This is a genomic window from Providencia sp. SP181 (assembly GCF_050446505.1).
Classification (GTDB): domain Bacteria; phylum Pseudomonadota; class Gammaproteobacteria; order Enterobacterales; family Enterobacteriaceae; genus Providencia; species Providencia vermicola.
Genome location: NZ_JBBPXM010000002.1, coordinates 416,595 through 438,694, shown reverse-complemented (window position 1 = coordinate 438,694; position 22,100 = coordinate 416,595). Strand labels below are relative to the sequence as shown.

26 protein-coding genes are annotated in these 22,100 nt (G+C 42.2%); all 26 read right to left on the bottom strand.

The window, feature by feature from the left end:
• Positions 1–11 precede the first annotated feature (11 nt).
• A complete protein-coding gene (locus AABS66_RS05405; protein ID WP_430224668.1) occupies positions 12–314 on the bottom strand; it encodes a hypothetical protein in 303 nt (100 codons plus the stop codon).
• Positions 315–332: 18 nt separating this feature from the next.
• The gene (locus tag AABS66_RS05400; RefSeq protein ID WP_430224667.1) at positions 333–1,151 is read right to left on the bottom strand and encodes a hypothetical protein; all 819 of its coding nucleotides are present in this window, start codon (positions 1,149–1,151) and stop codon (positions 333–335) included.
• Positions 1,152–1,176: 25 nt separating this feature from the next.
• Complete coding sequence (locus AABS66_RS05395; RefSeq protein ID WP_430224666.1) at positions 1,177–4,578, bottom strand: hypothetical protein; 3,402 nt, start codon at positions 4,576–4,578, stop codon at positions 1,177–1,179.
• A gap of 8 nt (positions 4,579–4,586) precedes the next feature.
• Positions 4,587–7,511 carry a hypothetical protein gene (locus AABS66_RS05390; RefSeq protein WP_430224665.1) on the bottom strand — a complete coding sequence of 975 codons (2,925 nt, stop codon included), beginning with the start codon at positions 7,509–7,511 and terminating at the stop codon, positions 4,587–4,589.
• 11 nt (positions 7,512–7,522) lie between these two features.
• Positions 7,523–8,092, bottom strand: a complete 570-nt coding sequence (locus AABS66_RS05385) for a hypothetical protein (protein WP_272678665.1) — start codon at positions 8,090–8,092, stop codon at positions 7,523–7,525.
• Complete coding sequence (locus AABS66_RS05380; protein WP_430224664.1) at positions 8,092–8,586, bottom strand: hypothetical protein; 495 nt, start codon at positions 8,584–8,586, stop codon at positions 8,092–8,094. The genes AABS66_RS05385 and AABS66_RS05380 overlap by 1 nt, the downstream gene beginning before the upstream one ends.
• Positions 8,570–11,026: a hypothetical protein gene (locus AABS66_RS05375; RefSeq protein ID WP_430224663.1), complete on the bottom strand. Its 2,457-nt coding sequence runs from the start codon at positions 11,024–11,026 to the stop codon at positions 8,570–8,572. Before AABS66_RS05375 ends, AABS66_RS05380 begins: the two co-directional genes overlap by 17 nt.
• On the bottom strand, positions 11,026–11,631 hold the full coding sequence (locus tag AABS66_RS05370) for a hypothetical protein (RefSeq protein ID WP_004253743.1): 606 nt from the start codon (positions 11,629–11,631) through the stop codon (positions 11,026–11,028). Before AABS66_RS05370 ends, AABS66_RS05375 begins: the two co-directional genes overlap by 1 nt.
• Before the next feature lie 51 nt (positions 11,632–11,682).
• Positions 11,683–12,024, bottom strand: coding sequence for a hypothetical protein (locus AABS66_RS05365; protein WP_036964049.1), 342 nt, complete (start codon positions 12,022–12,024; stop codon positions 11,683–11,685).
• A gap of 8 nt (positions 12,025–12,032) precedes the next feature.
• Positions 12,033–12,464: a Bbp16 family capsid cement protein gene (locus AABS66_RS05360; RefSeq protein ID WP_272568237.1), complete on the bottom strand. Its 432-nt coding sequence runs from the start codon at positions 12,462–12,464 to the stop codon at positions 12,033–12,035.
• Positions 12,465–12,528: 64 nt separating this feature from the next.
• Positions 12,529–13,518, bottom strand: a complete 990-nt coding sequence (locus tag AABS66_RS05355; RefSeq protein ID WP_004253737.1) for a major capsid protein — start codon at positions 13,516–13,518, stop codon at positions 12,529–12,531.
• A gap of 16 nt (positions 13,519–13,534) precedes the next feature.
• A complete protein-coding gene (locus AABS66_RS05350; protein ID WP_430224662.1) occupies positions 13,535–14,209 on the bottom strand; it encodes a peptidase in 675 nt (224 codons plus the stop codon).
• A complete protein-coding gene (locus tag AABS66_RS05345) occupies positions 14,206–14,529 on the bottom strand; it encodes a hypothetical protein (protein WP_430224660.1) in 324 nt (107 codons plus the stop codon). The genes AABS66_RS05350 and AABS66_RS05345 overlap by 4 nt, the downstream gene beginning before the upstream one ends.
• A complete protein-coding gene (locus AABS66_RS05340; RefSeq protein ID WP_430224658.1) occupies positions 14,526–16,178 on the bottom strand; it encodes a portal protein in 1,653 nt (550 codons plus the stop codon). The genes AABS66_RS05345 and AABS66_RS05340 overlap by 4 nt, the downstream gene beginning before the upstream one ends.
• A gap of 15 nt (positions 16,179–16,193) precedes the next feature.
• Positions 16,194–16,409, bottom strand: a complete 216-nt coding sequence (locus AABS66_RS05335; RefSeq protein ID WP_004253720.1) for a hypothetical protein — start codon at positions 16,407–16,409, stop codon at positions 16,194–16,196.
• Between the two features lie 186 nt (positions 16,410–16,595).
• Positions 16,596–18,077 carry a terminase gene (locus AABS66_RS05330; protein ID WP_430224657.1) on the bottom strand — a complete coding sequence of 494 codons (1,482 nt, stop codon included), beginning with the start codon at positions 18,075–18,077 and terminating at the stop codon, positions 16,596–16,598.
• Positions 18,074–18,640 (bottom strand): terminase small subunit, encoded by a 567-nt coding sequence (locus AABS66_RS05325; protein WP_117162262.1) that lies wholly within the window; start codon positions 18,638–18,640, stop codon positions 18,074–18,076. Before AABS66_RS05325 ends, AABS66_RS05330 begins: the two co-directional genes overlap by 4 nt.
• A gap of 51 nt (positions 18,641–18,691) precedes the next feature.
• Positions 18,692–19,279, bottom strand: a complete 588-nt coding sequence (locus AABS66_RS05320) for a hypothetical protein (RefSeq protein ID WP_430224656.1) — start codon at positions 19,277–19,279, stop codon at positions 18,692–18,694.
• A 29-nt stretch (positions 19,280–19,308) separates the two neighbouring features.
• On the bottom strand, positions 19,309–19,650 hold the full coding sequence (locus tag AABS66_RS05315) for a hypothetical protein (RefSeq protein ID WP_171830531.1): 342 nt from the start codon (positions 19,648–19,650) through the stop codon (positions 19,309–19,311).
• Between the two features lie 74 nt (positions 19,651–19,724).
• Positions 19,725–19,943, bottom strand: a complete 219-nt coding sequence (locus tag AABS66_RS05310; protein WP_430224655.1) for a hypothetical protein — start codon at positions 19,941–19,943, stop codon at positions 19,725–19,727.
• Positions 19,930–20,253, bottom strand: coding sequence for a hypothetical protein (locus tag AABS66_RS05305; protein ID WP_430224654.1), 324 nt, complete (start codon positions 20,251–20,253; stop codon positions 19,930–19,932). The genes AABS66_RS05310 and AABS66_RS05305 overlap by 14 nt, the downstream gene beginning before the upstream one ends.
• Positions 20,254–20,286: 33 nt before the next feature.
• A complete protein-coding gene (locus AABS66_RS05300; protein ID WP_430224653.1) occupies positions 20,287–20,595 on the bottom strand; it encodes a hypothetical protein in 309 nt (102 codons plus the stop codon).
• A gap of 2 nt (positions 20,596–20,597) precedes the next feature.
• A complete protein-coding gene (locus tag AABS66_RS05295) occupies positions 20,598–20,846 on the bottom strand; it encodes a hypothetical protein (protein ID WP_430224652.1) in 249 nt (82 codons plus the stop codon).
• A 10-nt stretch (positions 20,847–20,856) separates the two neighbouring features.
• On the bottom strand, positions 20,857–21,114 hold the full coding sequence (locus AABS66_RS05290; protein ID WP_281111140.1) for a hypothetical protein: 258 nt from the start codon (positions 21,112–21,114) through the stop codon (positions 20,857–20,859).
• 47 nt (positions 21,115–21,161) lie between these two features.
• Positions 21,162–21,557 (bottom strand): RusA family crossover junction endodeoxyribonuclease, encoded by a 396-nt coding sequence (locus tag AABS66_RS05285; RefSeq protein ID WP_272666636.1) that lies wholly within the window; start codon positions 21,555–21,557, stop codon positions 21,162–21,164.
• Positions 21,554–21,985, bottom strand: coding sequence for a hypothetical protein (locus tag AABS66_RS05280; RefSeq protein WP_181489740.1), 432 nt, complete (start codon positions 21,983–21,985; stop codon positions 21,554–21,556). The genes AABS66_RS05285 and AABS66_RS05280 overlap by 4 nt, the downstream gene beginning before the upstream one ends.
• Positions 21,986–22,100 lie beyond the last annotated feature (115 nt).

The following is a 22,100-nucleotide window of genomic DNA, read 5'->3' as shown; positions in this document are numbered from 1 at the left end:
CTTTCTAGCACTCAGAAAAAACGTGAAAAAAATGATTTAATTGCAGATATTGTTTTATGAGGATCTTTTGATGCAATAATAAAAGCAATTATTGATGTTCCTGTACCTAACGCTATACATAGCAAAACCATGCCTTCCGAATGTTCTGTGTAATAAACAAACGCTGCAAAAAAGAATACTAAAGGCCATAAAAAACAATACAAATATTTTAGATATATTCTCAATCCACTTTCAAACCTTGGGTGATTTTCACAGAACCTAAATAACCACCACATAAAAAGCCCAAACAATATATATGATATTGGGTTTGCCATTCCTCCTCCTTAAAAAACTCACCTCAATCTGGCATTTCTTCTACTCTCAAGAACCCATTGAATTATTTCTGATTTTTGTTTATCTCTTAAGTAAGTATCATGATTTTTACGCAGTGAATTAAACTCTATCGCCCTAATTTTTTCATCTTGTATATTTTTCTCGTTAACTACAGTACATATTATTGCATCAGAAAAAACCGACAATTCATCTTCACACTTCACAAGTACGGCTTCAGCTATGTCTGACGCTGTTGATATATTATCGTCAAATTTAGTAATATTTATACTTGAGCACATGATCATGTCAATTTTTACTTTTGCTCTATTTTTTTCTGATGAACACCATTCAATATTCCTAGCCGCTAAAATAGGAGCTGGCTTACTCGCTAACATTAACTCATTCCAAATATCTTCATAGTCTATTTGGCTAGGGTCATTCACATAGCTTTCATACGGAGACTTCCCCCACTCAGGAATTAAATCTAATTTGACATTATATTTTATCAGGAGGTTTTTCCATTGTTCGTTAATTGTCTTATTCTCGTGCGGCCACTTACCTGAAATCACAATAGGTAACGCAGAGTTCCAACCCCCAAATGATGGAGTAGCTCCACTATCAAGCAATTTTTTTGCCACGCCTTGGCAATTTCTAACATAAGACGCATACAACCCATTCCATAATGCCCCTCTATAATAATCCCCCCTATCAGGATCTGAAAGCACAATGGCTTTATCAAGTTGTTCACATGTTTTACACTGATCGAAGTTATTACTATCACATTTTGAATATGCGATACCACTTATTGAAAGTAACGCCACCGTTAGTACATATTTCATAACTTATCTCTTAATGTTAATTTCACTATTTCAGTTGTTCTTCAACTTGATTCAGCAATGGTGCTACATACGGTAAGTTCTGTAATGGGAACAAACGCCTTATTGAACGCGCCCTATTCTCATCGAATTCACCATTTAAGACACCTGACACAATATTTTTTATATCCCCACCCATATCAAAAGTAGGTCCCAATAAAGCACCAATACTATTACGACTTTGGTAACGTGAGGATGGCGGCCCACCAAACAATGCGCTCATCCCATAAGTACCACCGCTTAAGTTTTCAATCATATTATTTGGCTCGCCTAGCCAGCCCATAATCCCAGACCAGTCTATACCTTCTTTAATTAAATTTGCAGGTGAGGTATCAATATCCCTACCAGCTAGTTTAGCTTTAAGTATATATACAAGTGAACCTAATGATATTTGTAACAATGCACCATAATAGAATGATAGATCCCCAGCCTGAATACCAGACACTAAAGACCTATTATGTGCAGCAAAGAAGAAAGTTTTAAACTGCATCACAATCTTTCCTACCTCACTACTCATAAATAGAGGTGTATCACCAATACCAGGAGTTGTAACGGTTGTCCTTACATCTTTTAATATCGCACCATTGAAAGCCTCACGAACTACGCGATCATCCCACATGCTACTATTACCAATATGTAGCCCATCAATATTTTCACCATGTTTAGCAAACTGCTGTTGAATACGGCCTAACATACTTTCATCAATACCAATATGAGCTAGCTTAGTTAATTCCTTTTTGCTTAACGTTTTACCATTAGCAACATCTTGCGCAGCCCTGAGTATCTTTGACTGAGTCACAGTGCCTGACCACATTTTCATATAATCAGTCCATTGGTTCATTAGCGTGAAATTACCAAATTTTTGAGACAATAACTTCAAGCCATTTTCTAGGGCGCTACGACGATTAACAGGATCATTTAAATCAGCCATAACTTTTGTACGGCTAGATAGAACAGTGTCAAGACCAATACCCATTTCACGTAAATCAGCTTTGGCAATCTTCATTGCGTTGATATCTGTCATCATTTTACCAAGTGGCTTTAACGCACTACGTAAGCCATGCTGCATGATAGGCCTAACTAAATCGGGCAATGATGATAAAGTCATACCACCAAGTAAACGGACAAAGTTAAGATCCCTAGCAACCCTTCCAGCTCGAATAAAAAATGAATTAGGGTCTGATGGTGCTTTGTAAGTGCCACGTAAGCGATCACGCATAGCAACTAAATTTCTGATATCCTTTACCCTTCTATTTTCTAATCTGGCTCTTTCTTTAGCGGTTTTAGCATTAGAAATTAATGCTGCATAATCCTCATCTAAAGCCTGAAACTGAGCTTTCATATCCACACTACCAAATTTAGATGTAAGCTCTATTTCAGGTGCCACTTGCCGTATATAATTTTCCATCACATAGTTTACGTCTGATTCTAAGTAATCCTTGATTCGATGATCGGGTATGTTTAATGTTCTTTTCTTTGTGAATCCAGCCCTAGACACCAAACCATCAGGAATTAAGTCTGACGAAACAATGCCGCCAGGCGAGCCTATAATTTTATTGATGATATCATCTGCTGCTGCATCTGCTTCCTCTCTCGCCATTGGTTCCATTCTCTTTAAAGCCGCCTGTCTGCGCCGATCAAACCTAACGAGAGAATTAGCATGACGAGTCAGTGTTCTATGCTGGTTTCTAAACTGACGCGGCTTATCTAAAATATCTACACTTCTTTGTAATGTCGGCAACTTTTTCTCAGCTTCATCGATACGACTTAGTTTTCTTTCTAATTGTGCCTGCTTTTTAGCTTGCGTCTTATTTTGCTTATCTAAGTTTTTTAATTTGTTTAACTCTGATGTGACGGTATTTTTTTCAGCTAGCAACTTTCTGTTTTTCTCTACCTCATCCATTAAAATCAGTTTTTTACCTGACCAGCGTTCTGCCTCTTTAATTTCAGCATTCAATTTTTCTGCCTGTGGTGCGGATGCTCTTGCTCTTTCTATACCAGCCTCAGCCTTAGCCAAACTTGCCTCGGCTTTGTTCACTGCAGCCTGATTGACCTCCATAAGCCAGTTAGATATTTCTGAACGGAATCCAAGCCTATCACTCATTATCTTGTCGAACTTATAAATGCGTGGAAAGTAGCTTTCCGCAGTAGATACCTTTACATCTTTATCTAAGATACCTAATTCAATCATTCTATCTTTTGTTGCTTCCACTATTGGTCTTACTGCTCTTGCCGCTTCTGCTATTTCAGGTACAGCATGGCGATCACCATTACGCATAGCATCACCGACTTGCTCACTAAATTCGATAAGGCTAAGTTTTTTATCATTAAATGTCCCACCAGCTTTTTTAAACTTAATAAAGCTATCATTCGTTGATTCAACTTGTTTATAGATTAACGCCTCATATCCACGTACTTTTGTTTCAACGGCAACTGGTGTTGCAATCCCATCATCATTCTTTTTGAACCTAAAATTGCTCTCTGTAAGTTGTTGGTTTATTTCCCTAGCAACTTTAGATGGAGATTGCGCCACACTACCAACTGGACTGACACTAGTAGTTTTATTGATAAAAGAGGGGCCTTTCATTGCCTCTTGCTCTAATGTGGTTGTAGGAACCTCCATAGCTCCGACACTAGCATTATCTGGAATATTATTTGGAATATTTTGTGGTTCAACTTGTGGCTCGCCAAGTATGTCATTTTTGACCTTGCTGACTAACTGGCCTCTATTTTTTACTAACTGAGCAGCCGAACCAAGAAGACCACCGACTAAGGCATCCGCACCAATATTAAACATACTTTCTTCAAATGTTCGTGTTGTTTGTGTTGCCGATAGAGCCACTTCCGTAATTGTTCCAGCTGCCGCATTTGCAGTGGCAAACTTACCTGCAGTTTGTAGAAGAGACCCACCCTTAACCACTGTTCCAAAAGATGTTGCCATAGTCGCCCAGTTTACAGGATCTAATATATTCATTATTCCACTAGTTATTGTTCCTGCAGCGCCTACCTCATCCCTGGCTCGTCTATCGTTTGCCTCCCTATTAATGCGTTCTTTAATAGCTATGGTTTCCTGTGGTGAACCTGAATAAATAAAGCGATCTACATAATTTTCATAGCCTGCTAATTCCGCTTCATTTTCAAATGGATTGTATCCCTCAACTTCTTCAAAGTGATTAAATGGTGTAAATGCCAGAAGGCTACCAACAGAGTTATCTACGCGAAAAGAAGCTCCCCTCGCCTCTGATAACAATTTATTATCACTAAATGGATTGAATGCTTCATACCAATCAGGCAATTTTTCATCACCAAATTTAGGCTCAGGCTGTGGGATATTGTTAGTTTCAGCAGAGAAAAAAGAATCATCATTATCACTGTATTCATAAATTGGCATAAGAGACCTCACTTATTATTTTTTAACATATCGTTTACAGTTTTCTCAATTGAAGAGAACGCAGGATTATTTTTTCTCTCATCTTCCACTTGCTGATTGAGCTTAATTCGTCTTTGTTTCGCTTCTTCCTCTCGGCGCTTTTTGTCTGCTTTACTTTGTTCAATGTTTTTAGCTGTTCTTTCAGCTATTTCTTTTTGAGTTGCATCATTATCTGGAATATTCTGATCCATCAACTCATTAGCCCAACCTTCATAATATTTTCTATCGGACTGATATTTTGAACGCTTATCATTTGCCTTAGAGATATTTGATTTGTTTTCTGCAATTAAATCTAAATACATAGATGAGCTTTGCTGATCAGGCTTAAATCGCATAGGCAAACCGTTAGCACCATGCATTAGTTCAAGTTGTGGAATTCCTTCCTTAGATACCCGTTTAACAACAATAGCGTAGTCTGAATCCCTAGCTGTAATGGCATCAGATACCAGTATGAAATCATCACCATCAGCTATGCCCCCCTTCACTAAAGGCTTTAATGTTTCTTTTTCATCCTGCCACTGAGATAGAACCCAGTTACCAGCATTGCTAGAATTAATGCCATACACCGCCTCTGGAGCATATCTCATCAATTCTTCTTTACCGTTTAGTTCTGTAACTCCCCATTTTTTCTTTATTTGCACGTCAGTGATTGATTTTGCTACTTCTTCATTTCCACCAACATTAATAAAGTTTGCTTGATATGCAGTTCTATAATCCGCTATATAGCCCCACATTGGGTTATTGGTATCTGTAGTGCTTGGTATGCCAAAATACCAAGATGGAGACATTGCATTAATTGTCTTTTGTGCGTACTTATCAACTTTGGAACCATAGTCCTTTGTTGTGGTTATATCCCTAATTAATTTTTTCTTTTCCTCTGATTGTTCATATATTTGAGAATAAGCAAAGCTTACCGCTTCATCCTCTTTCATACCTGCAGTGGTTAAATCATAAATAGTCTTGAAATATCCTCCAGATTTGCTGTCCATACTCGCTAAAGCCGCTGGGTTGGAATCAAAAACTTGTCCATACATTTTAGCCATTGGAGCTACAATAGATGGGTCTTTAGACATTGAAGCGGCAGAAAAATAGGAGCCAACACGATCAGGTATCATTCCTGTATCACTCATAAACTTGGCTGTTTCATTTAAACTATCTGGGTTTGTAATACTAAATGACGGAAATATCTCACGGTCAAAAGCAGCATTAACAGCCTCTTGGATATTTTTATTATTAGGGTCTAATGGGAATTTATTACGTCTAGCTGATGCGACTTCATTAGTAGCTCTGATTTTATCTTGCTCAATGATATTGGCATTTACCCATTTATTAAATTTATCCCAGCGCTGGATTTTAAGCTTATAATCAGGGTCATCGACGCTAGGTTTACTTTTCTGAACTAAGTCATACTGGGCATCTGGTGAAATACCTTTAGCGAAAGCCATGAGTTCCGAATACCTTTTAGCATCTTGTAACTCTACATATTTCTTTTGCCCCTCATATTCGCCATTAGCATCAACTAAACGATCACGACTCGGAGCATTAGGCGCATCCTCTCCGCGCTCATATGCTGCAATAGCGTTATCAAAATCATCATCTGTGATTGCCTTACGCTCTCTCTGTTGCTCTTTTTGCGCGGCATTACCTTGCTTAATAAGCTGGTATTGCTGAACAGGTGTAAGCATAGGCCACCAAGGGAAACCACCGCCTTGAGCCTTGCGTATTTCAGGTTGATACAATGATTTATCTACATCAGGTAATCTAGTTAAGCCAAGCGCTGCTTGAAGACCAGTATTAACCTGATCATCAGTAACGCTGTGTTTGCCTTCTTGCGCCATGATTGCAGTTGTGATGCTTTTTAACGTATCAATATTGGTTACATCGATAGGAATATTAGGATCAACACCCATGCGCTGAGCAACGAAGGCTATATACCCCTCTGTGTCATTACCATCTTTCTTTGGTGCCCAACGGTTAATAATCTGATTTACAGTTACGAAACCTTTTTTTCTATAAGTAATCAGGTTCTTACCAAGTGCTCTAACGCCGTGTTCAGGTGATGCGAACTGAACAAACTCACCATCATCACCCGTCTGACCTTCCCAAACGTTATCCGATATTCTTAGGTTGCCAGGGTTATTATTTCGACCACCGCGATTATCTTTTATGTTGCCGGGCACACGCATAGAGCCACCAACATCGGAGGGTTCACCTATAGCACTAAGAGCCTGAACAGGTGCGCTGACCATATAGTTTTGAGCAGCCCCCCATGCGGCCTCATTCCTTAGTTTTTCAACATTGGCAACTATTTCCTCTTCACTAACGCCACGCGAACGGCTGTACTCAACATAATTGTGTTCAAGTAATGCAACATAGCTATTAAAGGCCTGAGGATTACCATAGCTCTCATGCGCTTTTTTAAGGTTGCTTTCTTGCATGCCTTTATTGGTACTTGATTCAAATGATTGAATTTCTCTGAGTTCAAACATTTTCGCCTGATTGTGATACTGGCGACCAAGTACATTACTTTGTTTTAGGAAATCTTCTCTGGCCTTACCTTCAGGCAACGTTGCATATATTTCATTAGCCCTGATATTTATGTTATTAAGCGTTTCATCAGACTGCCCCATAGCATTACGACCAAGCTTTGTGTACAAGCCGGTTTTAGGGTTATTCATTAAATCGTCTGAATATTCCTGCAGTTGTAATAAACCGTCTTGCGATAGGGCTACATCAGCACGTTGCTTCATTTCGGCAAACACACCAGCGTATTGCTCCGCAGCTTGACCTAAACCAGCACCAAAGTGTTCAGGGCTAGATTGAACGTTAAGGCCATTATTTGGCAGAGGTGAAGAGCTAACTTGTTGTTCTTTATATGTTGGTACTATTGGCATACGTCACTCCTTTAAAATAAAATGCCTTTTCTCTTGGCGATATCAAACATGTTATTAGTTGAACTTCCACCTGCAGTAGTTGCGCTTGTACCACCAGAGAACGGATCCCATGTACCACCAGCCAATTGATATGCACCATAGGCTTTGATTGGCGCTGTTAATAGCGTTGTCATTGCACCAAAATTACCTTCTCTGCGTGACATTTTCGCATTCAGCCTATCGCTGGCGGCTTGCATACGCAGACCATAAGCCTCACGTTGGGAGTTGTTAACTAACGTCAGGGAATCCAGAGTACCCATTGCCGCAGTATCGCCGAACATATCAAGCGCACCAGCCGAACTTAAATCAAGGCCACTCGCTGACATTGCCGCAGCCTGTGAGCCAGCTAATTGCCGCGTACGTGAGCGCTGTTTCTCTGCCTCAGCATTGCCACGATTGATTGAATCATTCGCTGCTTGCTCGTTCTGTCGTGCATTTTGGTTGGCTACATCAGCGTTAAACTTGCCTGATTGATACTGTCCATAAGCTTGCATACCTGCAGAGGCTAAAACACCAACCGCTAAAATCTCTGGTGAGCACATTATTTCGCCCTCGCATTCATCGTAAATTTATGAAATGGATAGTTAAGCGCCCCAACTGGCTGCGCATCTTCTAGTTTGAACCCTAGCCAATGCAGCCACGCCTTTGCAATGTAATTGCGCTCATCAACGTAATTAAGCAGCTCTGGGTAGATTTGTAGCATTAGGCCAACGAATGGCTTACAGCGGCGTAGAAAGGCTTTCTGGTGCTTCTCTAAAATATCTGATCCAACTAACCAAGGAATACCAACGCCACCAATAATTGACGCAGGAGACACACCAAAGATAGCCGCAACTTCACCATTGAAAATAGCGGTCCATGATTTTGTAGATAGGTTAATGCCCGAGGCTAAAACCTCCTCAGGCGTTGATAGATTCAATGCATAGAACTCATCGATATCAGCTTGTCTGACATGCGGTAACAATGCCTGCGCATGCTCTAATGTTGCAGGTACGATTTGAACAATACTCTTTGCCATATTAGAAGCCCCCCACATCTAAACGCGGTATTGCTGCGAGGATAGATAAAGGTAATGGATCAGACTGTCTGACATACACACGGCCGTTTTTGCTCCATTGTGCATCAAGGTTAATTTCTACTACGCCAGTAGCATCATCAACTGGGTTATCGTAGAACTCAAATTCACGCTGAGCATATTCATATAACCGGTCTTTTTCGGTACCAGCCCATATACCACGACTTGAATTAACAATAAGGCTTGCCACCTTAACCAGTTTCTTTTTGTCGAGTAACGTTTCTTGCCCGTTGATATGAATATCTAAGGTTTCCATATCGCTAACGTACGGTAGACCAATGTGAACCACTACGGCTGGCTCTTCTAATGACACTGCGCCCCCAGATACCTTTTGCTGAGGCAATACATTTGCATCGGCTAGAATGCTGGTGGTTTTACCTTCGATATGCTGTAGCCCTTCAAAACGGAAACGCGCAAAGCCCCATTTGCTTAATGGCTTATCCTGTAGTAATTCAGGTACATCACGATTAGGCGTTACCCGCACCGCATGAGTGTTAATAAATTCAGTAATTTCACAACGTAACGTTTTGTTTTCTTCATCTTCAAAATAAGGCAAGTGAATAGCGTTACCGATATCACTATCTTTAAAAATGGCATTGCTGGCGGTTAAGGCAATATCCCCTTCATACGTCCAGTTATCGACTGTGGTTAGGTGTACGGTGCTAGACTCATCTTTATTTCTGCCGTCATAGCTTAGGCCTGAATCAACAAAGAAAGCGTCCTCTGTCTTGGTAAATAAGCGACTACTTAAACGCTCTATATAACGCACAGTACCGCCACCAATTTTACGGCACACAATAAAGTAAACCGCATCTTCATTACCTTCACTGACGCTGCAGGTTGATTCAAATTGCCCGTCCGTCTCTTGTGGTGCCCAAGCAAATACTTGCTGCTCTCTAAGGTACGTCAATGAAAGTAACTTACCATCATCCCGAATACACCAAGCGATTGAGTAAGGAACGATAGAAAACGCCCAATCAATAATCTGGTGGCGCTGAAATAGGTGATTAGCCATGATGGTTAAATCGGTGCCTTGGTACCCGTCAACGTCGAATGAATACGCTAGGTCACGCACTGCGCTACCTTTTTCTTGGATGTACAAAGCGATATTAGCAACGGCAATTGGTGGAACGTCACTACAGCCATTGGCACCTTGCGAGGAAAAAGAGAAACTACTCGGCGTTAATACTTTGTTCTGATCCCCAGTGATTTGATACTCACCGCCAGACGTTAAGGCCACCAGCGAACCCACATCAATTAAGTGACGAATTTCATTAACTTGGCGTCCTGCATAGGTGTAGATGATACGGTCATCATCTTGTATCGGGTTATTCTTGCCAAAATCTTTGTAGTCCCCACTACGACTAGCCCAAATCGTTTGGGGATAAGCACGAGAGCCAGCAAAAAATAATCGCTGCTGGTAATACATAACGGTGCTTGGATAGCCGTCAACGTCATTCCAGACCGACTGAGCCCACTTGTACGTAGCGTTTTCTTCACCTACAGCATTTGATGGAATGTATGAAACAACTTTACCCGTTGCCGTTAAGCCGTCGGTACTGACTGAATTGATTTTAACGATACCGAAACCACTGTGAAGGTACTCCCACTGGATCCCAGCATCACCGCCCCAACCATCCCAACTCATACCCTCTGTGTGTGAGGGTCTTAATGTTCCGCTTTTACCTGCAGTATTAGCGCGGTAGTAATTAGCACCAGCACGGCGTTGATCATTAATGTTAGTCGTCTTGTCTGTTTCCCATACTGGCACAGCATCAATCGCTTGCTGTTCAATATAAATTTGCTTACCGACTAATTCAGCACCAAAGATATTATGCGTTGCAGTCAGCGTTACATCACCTGTACTGGCGCTAACATATAACTTACGCTCTTTATCAGTGTTGATATCTTCGAATGGACCATTGCGCGTTTCAACAGGAACTAGTTTCCAATCGTCATGATCATAACGCTGTAGTTCCATCGGTGGATAATCAGCATGAACAATGGTCATTACATCTGCTGACTGTGTGAATTTTAAATTGAATAGGTCAGTTTCTTTGTATGGCGTTGCCAGTTCGAATATTTCGCCTTTGTGCTCACCGTCTGCATAAAGTACTTGCCCACCATCTTTAATCACACGCATGTACTTATCACCCATTTCAAGCGCGTAAGTTTGCACTGTACTGAACTGAAACGGGATTAAGCGGCATTTCTTATTAGGGTATTTTGCAGCCGCAATAAACTTGGTGCCCGGTCTATTTTCAATGCCGCCATATTGTCGCACAAGAAAGTTTTCACACTTACGCAAAGCGGTGGAGTATTTTGCTAGGTCAATACGCCCATAAAGGCTAGGTGCGATTTCACCGCCAGAAAAACTCGGTTGAATAATGCTATAGGCCATTACGATAACCTCGCTTCGGTGAATGGATCCATGTAATCGTTAGGCTCTGATGATTCATCAAGAGAGTGAGCACCAGCGTTAGCAATAGACATTGTGTACATCTGAAATGCTTCACTACCGATACCAGCGTTAGATGCCAATGGGCGTGCTAGTTCGCCAGCTAAACGCCATGCCAGCGCATCAATAAATAATGAGTCGAACATATTCACATCAGTAACTGACGCAGTGTATTGAAGCCACGCTTGCGGTTGGTCGCAGTAAATCAGTTTTCCAGTGCCGTCAGCATCCGAACCCACCAGAAAATTAATCGCATTGTGCGGTTGAGGATATTTCTGGCCAGATTGAATAATCGCTATTGCTTTTAAACAGTCGGTTGGGTAGCTGTAAGCAAACTTCCAGTCTGGTGGCGGGTTATTGGTATCAGCCAAAGCAACGCGCTTACTGGCAAAGTTCCACGGAAAATCAGAGAGCGTAGTATCGCGGCAATGATTGAAGTGTAGATTGCATTGCTCGGCTTCTTTGCTCTTTTCGCTGAGACTATTAATGAATCGGCTGTTACCGATGCGACTAAGTGCCAAGTTACAGATTTCGATTTCTGAGGCCATTAGAGTTACTCCAAAAGAAAAAGGGGCTTTCGCCCCCTTTAGCATCGGGGGTTACACCCCAAGTTCTTTACGCTTTTCATCTATCGCGGTACGCATCTTATCTGCGCCCATGTTGTGATGAGGTGCTTTACCAAACAGTTGTGTGTACTGTTCGCGCAAAGCTTCAAGGCTAGAATCAACCGTATCGCCTGATCCACTGATAACAGTATTGGTTACAACCTCACTACTATCACCACTAGCCCCATCAACCAAAGCGTCAGTATCAGGCTTAGCATCATCACCACCAATCAACTTTAAGTTGCTGCCAGCAATACCGCTGTATTCAACCTCCTCACCAACTTCAAGCAGACGACCAGCGATAAATGATTTTTTCAAAACTTTATATCGTGACATGTCACACCTTAATTAGTTACGGCGTTGTAGATAGGATGAGCATCAGTGTTAAGTACGATACCCGCTGTAAATTTACCTGCAGTTAATGGACCATCTGTTACAACGTAACGCAGACGCAGATACTTAATAACACCATGCGGAACGGTACCAACAATGCGCTTACCTGCATTCAGGTCTGCAATAGGCATTTCAACGGATTGAAACAAAGCAACAGGCGTTGTAAACGCTTTGTCTTTTGATGTTTCCAGTACGATTTGTACTTTTGCGTCACCTGCAGCTGTAGCCTGCTCAGTAACCTGTGCAAACAGTTGCAGCGGCTCACCGATACCGATATCACGGAAATCACCTTTAACTGGCGTTAGGTCAATGATACTGGTCGCAGTCGCTGATGCGGTTACTGCTTGGTCGAGAGAAAATAAAGTTTCTTTATCTAAAATCATGTTGCGAACTCCCAACAAAATTAAGTTAGCGGTACCTATTCAGGCACCGCACAATAGGCCTGCCTTACTTAGCGACCACCTGATCCTCAGTTGTGAGAATTGCATCTGTACGGCGCACAGGGATTTCATCAAAAGAAACAACCTTCTTCCCTGCAACTTCTTGCATAGAAATATTGACGTTCTTTGAGTTTTTAATCTGGCGGCGCATCCAGCTACGAACTTGCTGATTGCAATAGAAAACAGGTTTACCCATAGACAGATTAGGGATTTTCTCAATCGCCTGAATCAGTAAATCAGGCAAGTCGATAGCGCCTGCAGCTTCTGGGTCTTTGGTTAACTTAGAAAGGTCAACGTTAGCGATACGAACCACATAACGCCAATCGCGCATAGTTAGACCATTTTTCCATTGAAAATGAGTGCGGTAACCTTGATACTTGCCACCGTCTTTATCTTCCAATGTAACTTCGCCTAAGTGTTTCTGTTCAAGGCCAGCCTTAGAACCTTTAGGATAGATGCCATGAACGGTATTCTGCCCCCACACTACTAACCAAATAGAGGTTAAATTGCTGCCAGTGCCACCAGCATCAATGATGTTTACACCATTCTTAGCGCTTAAATCATTGAAGCGCGCAGATAAACCAGTGAAGCGCTGTGCATGTACAGTAGTGTCACCATAAAACAATGTTTCAGCCATTTGCTGGTTCATGGATTCAATGAAGGCCTGTGCTTCTGACAATAAAAACTCACTTGTATTACCATTAATATCAGCAAGTTCTTTATCAACTTCTGAGTAAGTTTCCAGCATACCTGTAGAGTCTGTAACCTGAGCAGTAGTTGATTTGCTTGGTGGTACACCGTAGTTCAACAAACGCCAAGTTGCAGATGGTAAACCTGTGCGGACAGTTGTACGGTGGCCTGTAGGCAAGTTACCTTCGACAAACACCATATCATCAAGAATTTCGTTAGACTGATTGAGCAGTTCAACGATCTTCGCTTGCTTGCTGTTTGGGTCTTGACGCTTAGCCCAGTCAGCCAATGTTAGAGCTTGAGGCATAATTTTCTCCTATACCTTATTTGCTATCACCAAAAAGAACATCCGCAGCACTGCGAGCGTTTTCACTGCTGCCACTAACAAAACCGTCCTCAGACATGGCCTTGCCAATTTTTGAAAAAACACGGACAAGCTCGGGATGATTGCCTAAGCCTGTTTCAACCAGATAACTTTTAAGTTCAGGTGAACCGAATTGATCCAACGCCTTTTGTGCATTACCAATCGATTCGGTAGAGCCAAGTCCTTCCTTATCTGCGTTGACTGTTTCAGCCCAACCAGTTACTTGCTTCTGCCATTCATCGGCTTGCTGCTTAACCAGTTGCGGCATGATCGTAGAGCCGTACACGTCAACAATCTTTTGCGCCTGCTCGTTGCTTAATCCAAGCTCACGGGCGATAGGTTCAAACGCTGCTACCGCTTCTTTGTCCAGTTCCTGACCTTCGCCAGCCGTAAACTCATACTTTTCAGGCGCAGCGCTTACAGGCCTCTTGTCATCACCTTTTGGCTCAGGATTGGCCTTATCATCAGTCTTACTAGGCTCTGTACCTGCAGGCGCTGGATTATCACCATTTGCTGGCGCATCTTGTTTTGCTGGTGCAGGCTCTTGCGCTGGCGCACCACCGCCACCCTCGCCGCCATCAACTGAAACCTCATTACAAAGGCGACGAAACACCAAGCGTTGAAATAAATTCATTGATTGTTCTCCTGTTCTTTGGCTTCTTCTGCCATGACCAGATAGAGATCAGGGCAAACACTCATTACATCGTTAAACAGCTCCAATCCCTTATTACGTCTACCTTCATTGAATGAAGTGATATAGGGATCAGGCGTAAATGAAACTTCAAAAACACCACTTAATGAGAGTGTTTTCCAGATAAAACGACGACCACTTTCAGTACTCATAACCTGTTTTAAATCATCGTCTTCACGCTCTTTTCTAAGCTTGTCTTTAAGCTCTAAATCAGCCTGAATCTCTGCCTTTTCCTCTTCGGTGTAATCATTAAACTGTGTCATTGACCACCACCAGCAAGCGCAGCTAAGGCGCTGTTATCGTCCATAGGTGTATTGCCAAGAGCCTGAGCGCCAGCCACAGCCTCCTGTGCCATTTGCATTTGTTGCATCTGCTGTTGTTGCTCTGCGCGTTGCTGACGAATAGCTGCTACTTGGTCATTGGATGAAACGATAGTCGGGGAAACACCGATTGATTCAGCGTAGTTATCAATCATTTCGTCAGTGTTCAGCTTGTCTAGTGCTTCTGGTTTCATCTGTGCAAGACCACCAACGAAACCAACAAAACGCTCAATGCTGCTAACACCAACTGATTTTTGCGCCTGTGCCATAACAGAAATGTATTCAACCTTAAGCTGCATACCCTGCATTTCTTCTGGTGGCACAGGTAATAGGTTTTTACGCGCCATGATTGCAAACGTACGATTAATTAACTTATCGAGCAGTTCAGAATCTAAACGCTGCAAGACAGGCCCTAGCATGAGTAGCTTTTCTTCCTTCATCTCAATAACTGCTTCCACTGGCATTGAGCGAGTGTTGATGTTCTGTAGCATCATGAATAGGTCAGAGAAATAGGCTTCTTTGATTTGATTGCGAGTATCGCCAATGTCAGCAATCAAGCCGTTAATGTCGGCTTGTACTTGGAATATCGGTTTAATCATCTGATCAGCACCAGCCATTGGAAGGTAAGTTATTCCACCCGGTACAAGTGAAATACGCTGATTCTTAATTGAGGCAGGCGCTTGCATAGGTGGATTGGTAACTTTATCAATCTGCTGCGCTTTACGGCGCTGTAATAGCTGCAATGCTTTAACGCTACCTAACGCAATCATACCGGGGCACGATGAGCCGTAGACGTCCTCGCCGTTAACTTCCCAACGTGGTGCCATAATAGGGAATTCATCAAAGCCAGATTCACGTAGAACACGGTCACTATCTCCACCCATTTCAAAGTAAACGGATTTAAACAGTTTGTTCTTAGCGTCCAGCTTGCCGCTGATGCGGTTTAAATTTGGGTAGACCGAATGAATAACAGTAATCCATTGGCTATAGTTGCCAGAATCCCATAAGCTTTTAACCTGCTCACTCACATTGTCTAGTCCGAACTCCATAACCAACTGGCGCACTGTCATGCTGAATTCACGGAAACAAGTGTCTACGGTTAAGTCAGGTCCATTAGCAATGTAATAACTACCAACTGGAAAAGGTACAGTGCGAATAACTCGCTCGTTATCTTCCAGCACAGCTAATGCGCTGGTGGCAAAGGTGCCGATATCTGAATAGGTTTGCGGTAGTGATTGATAAATATTTGAACGGTTGAACACTTCATTCATGCGCTGCTCAACGACTTCAAGCCACATTTTGACAGGGCTGTAGTTCATCATGTCAGGGTCTGGCGTAGCCAAACGAAACCATTTACGAGCAGGACTAGTTATCCCTGACATCATGCCACTTGATAAAGTACGCTCTGATTTAGCCGCTTCTTGGTCGATGATTTTCGTATTACGTCTATCACCACGATTAACTTCTGACGTGTTAAAACGAGTGCTACGAGGGCGCGTATACTCTGCAAGCTCTTTCCAGTGCGGCTCAAATGATTGGCGCTCATTCTTAAGCTGTGAGAGTTGTTTTAATAAATCCTGCTTTAAACTCATACCGCCCCCGTTAGGTTACTGACCAAGTAGCGTTTTACCGCTGGTTGATGCTGCATTGGTTGTACCCTGCGCACCTGTTAGCAATGTTGACTTACGACCAGCGGCAGCACGGCGGCGGCGTAGCTCTTCATCACGCGAACCTACTACAGCCTCATCCTGTTCTTGTGGTGCTGCCTGAACTGGTGGAGGGGTTTTAATCTTGGGAGTGCCACCTAGGATATTTCCACACATATAACACCTCGATAAAATAAACAATAATATACTTTATGATTTATTGTATATCTTATTTGACAAATATAAAACCAAGATATACATTTTGGTTATCGGTTGTTATTCAGATATTCCTTTGCCCGTTATCAAGTGACTTTCCTTTGCTTACATTTGCCCTCGCTGTGAGGGCTTTTTTTTGCCTGTTAGTTAGGCATATGGATCGTAATCAGCATCACTAACAACGTGACTTCCCTGACTAGATATAGAAATGTTATTGCGTTCTTTTTTGGTGACTGGGTAAGCAAATGTTAGCGCTAGCGCATCACCTTTACCAGGTGAGCGTCCAATACGCTTTTTGATATCATCCTTTGATTCTAATAGTATTTTACCGCTTAATTCTACCTTGTACTCTGGGGTTGATAAATCTTCAGCTACTTCTTGATCATCAATAGCCCCACCTATTTTGAGCCATGACTTAACATTATTGTACATCTCACCACGTTTATTCCGCATTTGCGGGTCAGTCGATGCGCCATTGAATTGCACGAGCTGCCAATTTCGCCCCCAATTCATACCAACAGATTGAATTCCAGTACCGTAACCAAAGTCGATATGAACAGCATCAGCACCGTACTGATCCTCAAAGTCAGCAATACGCTTAGCCATAATCACATCATCAATAGTTTTACTACCGGTCCATAGGCATTTACTGTGTAACCCTTGGCGCAAATAAATAACCGCATCATCATCACCTGAATATGCGGGGTCAACGCCGATGATAATTGGTGCATGTGATACTTCGGCCTGTGTTACTGTGCGCTTCATAGCGGCATCAGTTAATCCAGTAGGTATGAATTGTTTTTCAGATGTAGATGGGAAAATACCGCGAACACGCACCTTAACAAAGTCATCATCAACCCCGTAGTCTTGAATCCACTTTTCAATCTGTTCTTTGTTGGTACCTTCAACCGTACGGCTATCAATCTGTTTAGTTTTCCAGCGGTGCTTAAACTTACGGAAACACTCACGGAAACGCCCTGTATTACGTGTCGGGTTACCAAATGCTATCCAGATAATTTCTGTGTTTTCATCCGTCAAAGCACCCTCTGCTACTTCCCACACCAGATCCGCTATGTTAGAAGCTTCATCGAAAATTAGAATGATGCGCTTACCTTGGTTATGTAGTCCTGCGAATGCCTCTGTGTTGTTCTCTGACCATGGCACAGCATCAGCACGCCACGCGTTAGCGTGATTAGGGTCGTTGGAATAAATAGCGGTTTTGGTGCAGGTAAACCAATCCTTTGTGATAGATAGACGCTGCCACTTCGCAATCTCAGGCCATGTTTTAGTGCGTAGCTGGTTTTCTGTATTGGCAGTGACAACTACCTTGCAATCCTCGCAGGTGTCCATGCCCCATTTGATAATCATCGATATGAAAGCAGATTTACCGATGCCGTGACCTGATGCCCTAGCAAGCTGTAGCGGCTGGTGACGTGTCTCAGGATTACGCAAATGCTCACCTATTTCGTTCAGCGCTTCCGCTTGCCACTGACGAGGCCCACTAGCATTTTCAAGTTCGGTACCAGCTTCACCCCATGAAAATGCGTATAGCGCATAGCTCAATGGGTCATGCGTAAACATACCGATATCGTTAATTAGCTGCTCTTCTGGCGACATGGTATCAATCATTGCTCACCACCAGCGGCACGCTTACGGGCTGCTGCCAACTTATCAGCAAGGGAAATAGTTACATCGACCTGATAGCGCTCACGGAATGCGTTAACGTCTACATGCTTACCGACAAGCTCTAATATCTTCACCTTGTCGAGTAGTTTAACTTTCTTGATTCGCGTGTCGCCGTCAATGTCAATGATATCGAACGCTGCAACGCTCTTACGCCAAATAGGTGACCATTCGCTGATAGGCTTGATATCACCCGTATTAGTGAGAATATCTGCAATATCAGCATCAAGCATATTAACTAATCGCTCTAACACACTATCAGCGTCAAGCTTCTTGCGCTTATTACGTTGCTGCATGAGCTGTGCGATACGGTCAATGACGCGAGGATCTTTCATGAGTTGGGATGCACGCTTACAGGCGCTAACTTCGGCATAGCCTGCCGCTAGCGCTGCATTGGTTTGATTATCAGGGGCTTTGATATACTCCTGACAGAAGCGCTCCATTTGAGCGTTAAGCGGTGTAGGTTTTCTGGCTGGTGGCTTACGTGGTTTCTTTGTGGTCATAATCATCACCTCTACGGTTATTATGACCAACTAAAAGATAACATTCAAACCATAAAGTTATTTCAGTGCAATTTGCTTTTCAAGCAAATCTATTGTGTGCATTACTTTATTGAAATCATTTTTTATAATGTTAACTCGACTAATTAAAGTATCTATCGTCGAAAGGTATAACTTATTACACATAAATAGAATTGAATTATTCGCTGACTCAATTAGCAAATTTAAGTCAAGTATCAAATCAACGACTTCAACATTATGTTTCGCAACAACTAACATTTCTTTTTCTAAGCTTGAGTGTAACAAATAAAATCTTAAGCTAGTCTTCCAATAATACTTTTTCGTTTTTTCTGTGTATCCATCCTTGAAATTAATATAGAAGGTTTTTCCCGCTTGCTTTGCTTCAATTCCTGCATAGCTTTTTGATTCTATTTTATTTAATATTTTATTATTTTCTTCTATAAGCTTTCTCAATTTCTGGCAATTAGATAAGATAATTTTCCTTAAAGCCAGTAACTCATTGTTTCTATCATTATTTCTTCTAGTAATATCTTCATTTCTCTGAACGGTAAACACAGTAAAACTAACAACAATCGCAATGGCAGACGCCACACTACCAATAATAGAAAACTTCTCCGCTAACGTCATAATTTATTCCTTTGCTTTATCTTATTTAATCATTCTACCTCCAATTTAATCTCATGCCACCCTTTAGTATTCCAGCACTCAGCGGCACCAGACAAGCAACAATTAGCTACTGGCAGCCGCTCCCCACACTTACCACAGCAACGCTTTGATAACTCCGCAATCTCACGCTTGAGCCGCGCATCATCGTTACGTATGAGCATTTGAATGTATTCCGATTCGTCGTACGGTTCGCGCCCCGGTCTACGCAGCGCACAATTACGCTTAATCATTTCGTGCTCTTCAGCTTCCACCTGCCACTGCGGAGTGACAAGGCCAGCATCACGCTGGCGTTTACGTTGCGCTGCTTTGCGCTCTGCTGGTGATTTAGCCATTGAATAACATCCCTGCAGCTAAAGCGAATACACACCAGAACATGCACCAGAGCGCAGCAAATACCAAGTAACGTTTAATCATGGTTATCCACCTCTGGCATTGGTGGGAGTGGCAGGTCGCACCAGTAGCTAACATCTGAATAATCAAACCACTTTGATATTTTTATGCTGTAAAAACCACAATCTTCAGCAAGTAACCATCCAACATGAGTTTCACCGCTTGCATAAAACAAGATGAACTCACCCCTCTTTGGAGATTGCTCACTCACCTTAACCCAATTAGCTCCCTGCATTAGATGCCTCCCTTCTACTTTTCACTGTTCCTGAATTACCAAATGTAAAAATATATGTAGGTAAACCAGCTTGCTCCCTATTGTTTTTGATTAGGTCAGACATGAAGCATATTTCGGATAATCGATAAGCTACTTTTTCCGCGTAAATACAATCTTTTCTGTTTCGGTATTTACGCATCAATCGTGATGCATTTATGCTTGTAAACCTCTGACGATTCGGGCGACCTGCAGCTGTATACATTTTCTTGAGGACTAACTTCTCTTCCTTGCCCCAAGTATCTAACAATGTATCTAAATCTGTTCCTTTCATACTCACCTCGCGTGACATGTCACGATTGTTTGTTTAATAAAACAGCCCTAATTCCCAATTCAGGTTGTTCAAACACTCACGGTCAGACTCAAAGCAATAATCCCATTCCTCTTGGTCTTTGTGTTCTTTTACCAACTGCCAATGCCAGCCTGTTTTTGATTTAACCCTGCGAACTTTTCTTATCACAGTTTCGTCACAATCAAATATGACGCCATAGCCACTACCAAGCCCACTACGCAAAACATCAAGCTCTACGCTTACCACTCGGAATAGTTTAGGCATTGGCTTAATGCCATTATGGAAATCATCAATTTTTGGATGCTTTATTGAGATATCTACCATGGTTATTTACCCCTAGCTTTCAGCATTGCATCAGCCATGCGGTAGTACATCTCAGCACTCTTACTAAACGTTGCTTCGCCAGAGTTTTCATCAAAATAACCTGAACGCTCATCCTGTGCCGCCCAATCCCCCTGCATAGCAGCCATAGCGAACTGGTCACGCAAATTACCTGTAGCTGGCACTGGACTACCGCATTGAGCCATTTCATGCGGTTTTTTATACATCATTTCTTTAAACTCTTTATCGCTCATAACCTTACCCTCAAAATAACGAAACTTGTTTAACTACTGTTTTCCCACGGCGCTTAGGCTTAGCCTTTGTGTTACCGCCGTACTTATCCATCCAAACTTTTGCTACGTGAAAGCAATCATCAAACATGGCGCCGCGCTTACTTGCTTGTGAGCATCTACGGTAATGTGCGATACCTTCATCAGCGGCAAGCTGTAACGCCCCCCCCTGATAATCAAGCTCTTGAAGCTTCTGAATGATGTTCTTTCTGATAAAATCTTCTGGACTCATAAGGACTTACCTCATTCATTCAACGATTCGTTAATCCGCTCACAAACTTACCCATTGGTAATAAGTTCATGAATTGTCGATTTTTCTGGTAACCTTACCGTTATCATTCCTGTGGTTCCCCACACCTTGGAAACTCGCCCATCCCAGATACGTGAATCATCGTCAAAGATGGCGTCCAGTAAGGCTTTCTCTAAGTTGTCCTTGTCTGGTTTTTGCTGGTGGGGCTTACCGTCCATTTCAGCCTGTTTTTTCTTGCTCCATGACTTCGGCATAGGCATAACAAAAATCACGTGGTAATCGCTCTCAGGCAGGTTAATGCCTCTTGCTCTCACCTCGTCACAGAACGCCCTATAACGCATTACCGCTGGTCGCTTCTGCCATTTGTCACGCTGCGTCATGCGCGGCTTAGGTACGGGTACAATTGGATATTCAAGGGTTTTCATACAGCTAAGCCTCGCTTAATGCGCTTAGCTCTTGGTTTTGCTAGTAATTCATTCAACCAAACCTGCTGCCTTGCTGGCTCTCCAACTTGCTTGAAGCCTTGACGTGCAATTTGTGACTTTTTACGGATGCCTTTATCCCCTTTGAAATCCAGTCGGCTCAATTGCCCTACTTGACGTCTACGCGCATCCTTTTGCTCATCTAATCCAGTTTCATAGTCCGGCTTTAATTTGAATGAAATCATACTGCTATCTTCACTTTTTTGATTATGCTTTGAGACAACGAAGAAACGCTCCAATTGCTTTACCGCAAAATAAACGGTGTTGTATGGGGCCTTAACGCCTTTACTCTCAATTGCGCTCATGATTTCCTTAATCGTCATGCATTTACCACTTTTAAGTACTTCAACGACATGATCCTGAAATAACATAACCATTACCTCGAATTCGATTAACCCATACGGTTAATATAAACAATTTGTTTATCTTTTCAACCATAAAAAATCAGTAAGAATTGATTTTCTTACCACCCTTTAAAACGCTCTG

Bases quoted from the DNA above. Each gene is read 5' to 3' on its own strand.
- AABS66_RS05285 (WP_272666636.1), bottom strand. From the start codon at position 21,557: ATGAAAACCCTTGAATATCCAATTGTACCCGTACCTAAGCCGCGCATG.
- AABS66_RS05290 (WP_281111140.1), bottom strand. From the start codon at position 21,114: ATGAGTCCAGAAGATTTTATCAGAAAGAACATCATTCAGAAGCTTCAA.
- AABS66_RS05345 (WP_430224660.1), bottom strand. From the start codon at position 14,529: ATGACACAGTTTAATGATTACACCGAAGAGGAAAAGGCAGAGATTCAG.
- AABS66_RS05405 (WP_430224668.1), bottom strand. From the start codon at position 314: ATGGCAAACCCAATATCATATATATTGTTTGGGCTTTTTATGTGGTGG.
- AABS66_RS05395 (WP_430224666.1), bottom strand. From the start codon at position 4,578: ATGCCAATTTATGAATACAGTGATAATGATGATTCTTTTTTCTCTGCT.
- AABS66_RS05335 (WP_004253720.1), bottom strand. From the start codon at position 16,409: ATGTGTGGAAATATCCTAGGTGGCACTCCCAAGATTAAAACCCCTCCA.
- AABS66_RS05305 (WP_430224654.1), bottom strand. From the start codon at position 20,253: ATGAAAGGAACAGATTTAGATACATTGTTAGATACTTGGGGCAAGGAA.
- AABS66_RS05340 (WP_430224658.1), bottom strand. From the start codon at position 16,178: ATGAGTTTAAAGCAGGATTTATTAAAACAACTCTCACAGCTTAAGAAT.
- AABS66_RS05390 (WP_430224665.1), bottom strand. From the start codon at position 7,511: ATGCCAATAGTACCAACATATAAAGAACAACAAGTTAGCTCTTCACCT.
- AABS66_RS05315 (WP_171830531.1), bottom strand. From the start codon at position 19,650: ATGGCTAAATCACCAGCAGAGCGCAAAGCAGCGCAACGTAAACGCCAG.
- AABS66_RS05280 (WP_181489740.1), bottom strand. From the start codon at position 21,985: ATGTTATTTCAGGATCATGTCGTTGAAGTACTTAAAAGTGGTAAATGC.
- AABS66_RS05300 (WP_430224653.1), bottom strand. From the start codon at position 20,595: ATGGTAGATATCTCAATAAAGCATCCAAAAATTGATGATTTCCATAAT.
- AABS66_RS05350 (WP_430224662.1), bottom strand. From the start codon at position 14,209: ATGAATTTATTTCAACGCTTGGTGTTTCGTCGCCTTTGTAATGAGGTT.
- AABS66_RS05330 (WP_430224657.1), bottom strand. From the start codon at position 18,077: ATGATTGATACCATGTCGCCAGAAGAGCAGCTAATTAACGATATCGGT.
- AABS66_RS05355 (WP_004253737.1), bottom strand. From the start codon at position 13,518: ATGCCTCAAGCTCTAACATTGGCTGACTGGGCTAAGCGTCAAGACCCA.
- AABS66_RS05360 (WP_272568237.1), bottom strand. From the start codon at position 12,464: ATGATTTTAGATAAAGAAACTTTATTTTCTCTCGACCAAGCAGTAACC.
- AABS66_RS05320 (WP_430224656.1), bottom strand. From the start codon at position 19,279: ATGACGTTAGCGGAGAAGTTTTCTATTATTGGTAGTGTGGCGTCTGCC.
- AABS66_RS05385 (WP_272678665.1), bottom strand. From the start codon at position 8,092: ATGTGCTCACCAGAGATTTTAGCGGTTGGTGTTTTAGCCTCTGCAGGT.
- AABS66_RS05310 (WP_430224655.1), bottom strand. From the start codon at position 19,943: ATGCAGGGAGCTAATTGGGTTAAGGTGAGTGAGCAATCTCCAAAGAGG.
- AABS66_RS05365 (WP_036964049.1), bottom strand. From the start codon at position 12,024: ATGTCACGATATAAAGTTTTGAAAAAATCATTTATCGCTGGTCGTCTG.
- AABS66_RS05375 (WP_430224663.1), bottom strand. From the start codon at position 11,026: ATGGCCTATAGCATTATTCAACCGAGTTTTTCTGGCGGTGAAATCGCA.
- AABS66_RS05370 (WP_004253743.1), bottom strand. From the start codon at position 11,631: ATGGCCTCAGAAATCGAAATCTGTAACTTGGCACTTAGTCGCATCGGT.
- AABS66_RS05325 (WP_117162262.1), bottom strand. From the start codon at position 18,640: ATGATTATGACCACAAAGAAACCACGTAAGCCACCAGCCAGAAAACCT.
- AABS66_RS05295 (WP_430224652.1), bottom strand. From the start codon at position 20,846: ATGAGCGATAAAGAGTTTAAAGAAATGATGTATAAAAAACCGCATGAA.
- AABS66_RS05400 (WP_430224667.1), bottom strand. From the start codon at position 1,151: ATGAAATATGTACTAACGGTGGCGTTACTTTCAATAAGTGGTATCGCA.
- AABS66_RS05380 (WP_430224664.1), bottom strand. From the start codon at position 8,586: ATGTGGGGGGCTTCTAATATGGCAAAGAGTATTGTTCAAATCGTACCT.